General features: G+C 70.6%; 7 protein-coding genes and 1 pseudogene. 6 read left to right on the top strand and 2 right to left on the bottom strand.

What is annotated here, in order from left to right; all coding sequences use genetic code 11:
* Positions 1–107 precede the first annotated feature (107 nt).
* A complete protein-coding gene (locus tag QK444_RS32310) occupies positions 108–920 on the top strand; it encodes an RNA methyltransferase (RefSeq protein ID WP_282785850.1) in 813 nt (270 codons plus the stop codon).
* Positions 921–1,195: 275 nt separating this feature from the next.
* Here QK444_RS32310 and QK444_RS32305 read toward each other — a convergent pair whose 3' ends face one another.
* Entirely contained in the window at positions 1,196–1,801 is a 606-nt protein-coding gene (locus QK444_RS32305) for a TetR/AcrR family transcriptional regulator (RefSeq protein ID WP_282785849.1), read from the bottom strand.
* Between the two features lie 67 nt (positions 1,802–1,868).
* Here QK444_RS32305 and QK444_RS32300 point away from each other — a divergent pair, with 67 nt between their 5' ends.
* Together QK444_RS32300 and QK444_RS32295 are read left to right on the top strand one after the other, a co-directional pair.
* On the top strand, positions 1,869–3,320 hold the full coding sequence (locus QK444_RS32300) for an MFS transporter (RefSeq protein WP_282785848.1): 1,452 nt from the start codon (positions 1,869–1,871) through the stop codon (positions 3,318–3,320).
* Between the two features lie 36 nt (positions 3,321–3,356).
* On the top strand, positions 3,357–3,866 hold the full coding sequence (locus QK444_RS32295; protein WP_282785847.1) for a DoxX family protein: 510 nt from the start codon (positions 3,357–3,359) through the stop codon (positions 3,864–3,866).
* Here QK444_RS32295 and QK444_RS32290 read toward each other — a convergent pair.
* The gene (locus QK444_RS32290; RefSeq protein WP_282785852.1) at positions 3,829–3,951 is read right to left on the bottom strand and encodes a winged helix-turn-helix transcriptional regulator; all 123 of its coding nucleotides are present in this window, start codon (positions 3,949–3,951) and stop codon (positions 3,829–3,831) included. The genes QK444_RS32295 and QK444_RS32290 overlap by 38 nt on opposite strands.
* On the opposite strand from QK444_RS32290, the gene QK444_RS32285 reads away from it, so the two are divergent.
* From QK444_RS32285 to QK444_RS32275, 3 genes and pseudogenes are all read left to right on the top strand, one after another.
* The gene (locus QK444_RS32285) at positions 3,929–4,345 is read left to right on the top strand and encodes a nitroreductase family protein (protein ID WP_282785846.1); all 417 of its coding nucleotides are present in this window, start codon (positions 3,929–3,931) and stop codon (positions 4,343–4,345) included. The two genes, QK444_RS32290 and QK444_RS32285, sit on opposite strands and share 23 nt — an antisense overlap.
* Positions 4,342–4,632 (top strand): nitroreductase family protein, encoded by a 291-nt coding sequence (locus QK444_RS32280; RefSeq protein WP_349239555.1) that lies wholly within the window; start codon positions 4,342–4,344, stop codon positions 4,630–4,632. The genes QK444_RS32285 and QK444_RS32280 overlap by 4 nt, the downstream gene beginning before the upstream one ends.
* Before the next feature lie 72 nt (positions 4,633–4,704).
* Positions 4,705–5,130 (top strand): annotated as a pseudogene (locus QK444_RS32275) (ferritin-like domain-containing protein); the annotation flags it as partial.

Genomic DNA, 5,130 nt, shown 5'->3' with positions numbered 1-5,130 from the left:
TGTCGGAGGCCGGTTCGACTCGTCGGACGCGCGCACCGCCACTGGTCCCCGGCCCGGCATCGGTGTCGACACCGGGTCGTCGTCCGTGGCGAAAGGATGGGGCGGCCGTGACCGCTGAAGCGATCGACTGGCGCAATTCGCGGGTCGTCGCCGCGGTGAAACTGCACCGCGCCCACACTCGCCGCAAGACCGGGCTCTTCCTCGCCGAGGGAGCCAATTCGGTGGCGGCTGCGCTGGACACCGGGCGCGTCGAGGAACTGTTCTACTCCGCCGAGGCGGCTGGACGTGAACATGAACTGGTCGCCGGTGCGGCCGCGACGGGCGTGCGCACCACGCTGGTGAGCGACCGCGCGGCGAAAACGTTGGGGGAGACGGTGACTCCGCCCGGCCTGGTCGCGGTCTGCCGCCAGGTCGACGTGCCGTTGAGCACCGTGCTGGACGCGTCGCCGCGCATGCTGGCGGTGCCGGTGGCGATGGCCGACCCCGGCAATGCGGGCACCCTCATCCGGGTCGCCGACGCGGTCGGCGCGAATGGTGTGGTCCTGGCCGGTGATTCGGTGGACCCGCACAACGGCAAATGCGTCCGCGCCTGCGCCGGAAGCCTTTTCCACGTACCCGTCGCCCGCGAACGCGATATCGACGCCACCCTCGACGCGCTGGAGGCGGCCGGTATCGCCGTCCTGGCCACCACCGCCCGCGGCGAGGTGGACCTCGACGACGCCGACGACATCCTGCGCGGCCCCGTCGCCTGGCTGTTCGGCAACGAGGCGCACGGCCTGGACCGTGCCGTCGCCGCCCGCGCCACCCACCGGGTGCGCATTCCCATCCGCGGTCGCGCCGAAAGCCTCAATCTGGCCGCCGCCGCGGCCATCTGCCTGTACGCGAGCGCCCGGGTCCAGCACCGCGGGCGGGGCCGCTAGCCGAGGGCGGCGCGGAGGGGTCGACCGTCTTGTCGAGCATGCCGATGACGAACAGTTCGGGCGCACCCTCGCGCGGGTCGACGCGCAGCCGGGCGGAACTCGGATAGTGCGTTCCACCCACGGCACGGCCGCCCCCCGGGGGGCGATCGGCGGGCCGCCGCCAGGTGGCGGTCTCGCCCTCGTCCAGCATCGGCTCGCGGGTCCGGATTCCCCTGCGCGCAATGGCATTCGCTGTGCCGTGCGCGGGGACCCCTCGACACCACGACATCGAGGGCTCAGTCGTCGTGTTCGGCGAGGTCGGTGACGATCTCGGCGGCCCACTCGGTGCCGAAGCCGTCCCCGGTGATGGCTCCCATGGCGGCCATGTCGATGAGGAGCATGCCGGTGGCCATGAAGCGGCGGGTCTCGGCCACCGACGCGCCGGTCAGGTCGCGGACCAGGTAGTACATCCGGCCGTAGCGGTCGCGGGTCGCGGTGCCGATCTCCGGATCGGAGCTGGCGGCGAAGCCGTGCAGCAGCACCAGGCCGAGTTCGCGTTCGGCGAGGAAGGTGTGGAATGCCTCGCCCATGGCGGCCAGGCGTTCGGCGGGTGCGGCGTCGGCGGCGGCTGCCGCGGCGGCGGTGCGGAAGATCTCCTCGATGCGGTCGCACACCCGCTGCAGCGCCGCCAGGAACAGCTGTCGCTTACCGCCGAACAGGCGGATCACATACGGCTGTGAGACGCCCGCGCGGCGCGCGATCTCATCGGTTCTGGTCGCGGCGTAACCGGATTCGGCGAAGGCTCCGATCGCCGCGGTGAGCACCTGTTCGCCGCGTTCGCTCGCCGTCATCCGGGTCCTGGTCATCTCCGCCATCTCCTCCGTCTCGGTATGCCTTGACATGTTATCAGCGGATGCATACTCTTTCGGCAGTAAGTTATCAGTGGATAACAACTTAAGGATCTCGGGTATGTCCTCCACCCTCACCAGCGCCCCGGACGTCGCGCCCACGGCGACACCCCGTCCCCTCGCCGCGGTCCTGGCCGCGGTCGGAATTCCCATGTTCATGGTCACGCTCGACAACCTCGTGGTGACCAATGCGCTGCCGGTCATCCGCGCCGAACTCGGCGCGTCCCTGACCGACCTGCAATGGTTCGTGAACGCGTACACGCTGTCGTTCGCGACGCTGCTGCTCACCGCCTCGGCCCTCGGCGACCGACTGGGCCGCCGCCGCGTCTTCCTGGCCGGTATCACGCTGTTCACCCTCGCCTCGGCGGCCTGCGCGCTTGCCACCGAACCGTGGATGCTGATCCTGTCTCGAGCGATCCAGGGCTTCGGGGCGGCGGCGGTGATGCCGCTGTCGCTGACCCTGCTGTCGGCGGCGGTGCCGGAACGGATGCGCAGCGCCGCCATCGGCATCTGGGGCGGCATCTCCGGTCTCGGTGTCGCACTCGGTCCGGTGGTGGGCGGCGCCGTGGTGGACGGGCTGAGCTGGCAGTGGATCTTCTGGATCAATGTGCCCGTCGGACTGCTGGCGCTGCCGCTGGCGGCCTGGGCGCTGCGCGAATCCTTCGGCGGCGCACGGCGTTCGGATGTGCTGGGACTGGTGCTCTCGGCCGGCGGTGTGCTCGCCGTGGTGTGGGGCGTGATCCACGGGGCGGACGACGGCTGGACCTCGGCCGGGGTGCTCACCGGACTGGTCGGCGGTGCGGTGTTGCTGCTGTCGTTCGTGCTGTGGGAGCGGCGCGCGCCCGAACCCATGCTGCCGTTGCGGCTGTTCCGGTCGCGCGGGTTCAGTGCGGTGAACGCGACCCTGTTCGCCTTCTCCGTCGGCGTTTTCGGCTCGATCTTCCTGCTGGCACAGTTCTTCCAGGTGGTGCAGGGACTCTCGCCGCTGGAATCCGGTATCCGCACGCTGCCGTGGACGCTGGCCCCGATGGTGGTGGCGCCGCTGGCCGGACTCGTCGTCGACCGGGTGGGGGCGCGGGTGCTCATCGCGGTGGGCCAGCTGTGCCTGGCGGCGGCGCTGGCCTGGATGGCGCTGGTCACCACCGGGGACGTCGCATACGCCGCCCTGGTGCCGCCGTTCCTGCTGGGCGGTATCGGCATGGGCCTGACCTTCGCGCCCGCCTCGGCGGTGGTGATGGCCAGCGCCGACCCCGCCGATCAGGGCATGGCCTCCGGCACCAACAACACCATTCGCGAGGTCGGCGTGGCCATGGGCGTGGCGGTGCTGGCGTCGGTCTTCTCCTCCCACGGCTCGTATCTGAGCCCGGCCGCCTACACCGACGGGCTGGTGCCCGCCGTGTGGGTCGGCGCGGCCATCGTCGCGGTCGGCGGCCTCATCGCCCTGCTGCTGCCCGGCCGCCCCCGCCCCGCACTCCTCGAAGAGCGCACCCCCGCAGCGGAATTCGCGGCCTGATCCCGCCGTGCCCACCGATTCGATTGCGAACGTCTCATGTTCGGAACCCTCATGCTCATGGTCGTCCCGACCCTGGCCTTCCGCCTGCTGGGCGCACTCGGCGTCCGCCGCTTCAGCACCTGGCGGGTGTCCTTCGCCCACGGCCTGGCCGTACTGCTGATGTTCACCGGCGCGGCGCATTTCGCGCCCGACAGCATCGATGTGATGCCGAGCCACGACGACCTGACCACCATGGTCCCGTCGGCCCTGCCGTTCCCCGGTGCCCTGGTCTACGTGACCGGGGTCCTGGAACTGCTCGGCGCGCTGGGGCTGATCGTGACCCGTACCCGCCGCATCGCGGGCATCGGCCTGGCCGTGCTGCTCGTGCTCATGACCCCCGCGAATATCTACGCGGCGGTGAACGACATCCCGCTCAATGGTGACCCGGCCACACCGCTGTGGTTCCGCCTGCCCGAGCAGATCGTCTACATCGCGGTCGCACTCTGGGCGGCCGGGGTGGCGGTCCCGCTCATTCGGGCGCGGCGTGCGCCCGCTCTATCTCGTTGATATTCCGCTCGGCCCAGTCTCGCAGTGCCGCGATCGGTTCCGCGAGACTGCGGCCGAGTGCGGTGAGTTCGTACCTGACCGACATCATGTCCGTCGCCACGGCCATCCGTACCCGCCGCACCATCCGCCACTACCGCCCGGACCCGGTGTCCGCCGCCGCTCTCGACACCCTGGCCGAACTGGCCGTGGCGGCGCCCTCCAGCTGGAATCTCCAGGACCGCTCGCTGGTCGTCGTCACCGATCCGGAGGTCCGGGCCACCGACGGACAGCCGCAGCCGCGGGAGGCCCCCGTCATGCTGGTCTTCGTCGCCGAACCGCAGGCGTGGCGCGCCGACCGCACCGACGTTTCGACCTGGCCCGCCGCAATGGCGCCTGGACGGAGGAGTTCATCTCCGGATTCGACACGGCGGCAAGCCGATTCCAGCAGTCGCTGGCCGAGCGCGACCTGCTGCGCGATGACGCCGTCAAGGACGCCGTGATCGCCGCCACTTACACCATGCTCGCCGCCACTGAACTCGGTTTGGCCGCCTCGCCCGTGAACGGCTGGGACGAGGATCGGGTCAAGAAGGCTATCGGCATCGAGGATCGCGACGACCTCGCCAGTGCCCTGCTCATGTCGGTGGGCTATCCCGCGGCCCGGCGCGCCCATTCCGGCCGCCGTCCGGTCAGGCGACGGTGTTCCGCGACCGCTATCCGGCGCGCACCGGCGGCCGATGGGGCCGGATCCACGGCCCGGCGCGACGTTTCGGACGCTACAGCGGGGTAGTCACCAGAGCGGTGCAATGGTGCGCCGATGCGATGTCAACGCGACTTGTTAACGCGACTAAGGACGAAAACCATGAGCACACGCGACATCACGACCCTGCTGGCCCAGCTGCGTACCGTCCGCGATCTGACCGACACCGAGATCCAGATCGCCGAAACCCGTGTCGCGCAGGCCCGGACCGACGCGGTGCGCCGCGAGCTGTCCGAGAACGCCGACAATGCCCGCCGCCGGGTGGAGGCCATCGAATCCGCCATTCGCGAACTCGGCGGCGTGCCGCAGCTGGTCGGTCCCTTCCTGGGTCGGCTCGTCGCCGCGATCAAGGCGCTGGTCGAACAGGCGCAGCCGTTCGACGAGGCGCTGCTCGGCGATCTCGCCCTGGAACACCAGCTCCTCGACCGCGCCCGCTACATCAAGGCCCTGGCCACCGCCGCGCGGCGGCCCGATGTGGTGGCGCTGGCGGATCGACTGATCACCGCGCATTCGGCCACCGTGGAGTGG

Origin of the sequence: Nocardia sp. CC201C, assembly GCF_030010695.1 — a bacterium.
GTDB classification, from domain to species: domain Bacteria; phylum Actinomycetota; class Actinomycetes; order Mycobacteriales; family Mycobacteriaceae; genus Nocardia; species Nocardia otitidiscaviarum.
Note: the sequence above shows the minus strand (reverse complement) of the source record. Positions and strands in the feature narration are given on the sequence as shown.

Bases quoted from the DNA above. Each gene is read 5' to 3' on its own strand.
- QK444_RS32305 (WP_282785849.1), bottom strand. From the start codon at position 1,801: ATGTCAAGGCATACCGAGACGGAGGAGATGGCGGAGATGACCAGGACC.
- QK444_RS32300 (WP_282785848.1), top strand. From the start codon at position 1,869: ATGTCCTCCACCCTCACCAGCGCCCCGGACGTCGCGCCCACGGCGACA.
- QK444_RS32295 (WP_282785847.1), top strand. From the start codon at position 3,357: ATGTTCGGAACCCTCATGCTCATGGTCGTCCCGACCCTGGCCTTCCGC.
- QK444_RS32290 (WP_282785852.1), bottom strand. From the start codon at position 3,951: ATGTCGGTCAGGTACGAACTCACCGCACTCGGCCGCAGTCTCGCGGAA.